At 59.6% G+C, this 267-nt stretch carries 1 pseudogene; it reads left to right on the forward strand.

The window, feature by feature from the left end:
• Nucleotides 1-121 precede the first annotated feature (121 nt).
• Nucleotides 122-267, forward strand: a pseudogene (locus tag AB1471_RS17440) (transglycosylase SLT domain-containing protein); the annotation flags it as partial.

Genomic DNA, 267 nt, shown 5'->3' on the forward strand with positions numbered 1-267 from the left:
GTTTATTCCCGGCACCGGCACCCGCTACGGCTTGAAACAGGACTGGTGGTATGACGGTCGCCGCGACGTCGTCGAATCAACACGCGCTGCATTGGATTACCTGTAGTCACTTCACGACGAATTCAACGGTGACTGGCTGTTGGCCATCGCGGCCTACAACTGCGGTGAGATGGCTGTTGAGCGCGCGCTGGATGCCAATCGCGCCAAGGGCAAGCCGCTGGACTTCTGGAGCCTGAAGCTTCCCAAAGAGACCCAGGCCTACGTACC

This window comes from Jeotgalibacillus marinus, from assembly GCF_040801915.1.
Classification (GTDB): Bacteria; Bacillota; Bacilli; order Bacillales; family Jeotgalibacillaceae; genus Jeotgalibacillus; species Jeotgalibacillus marinus.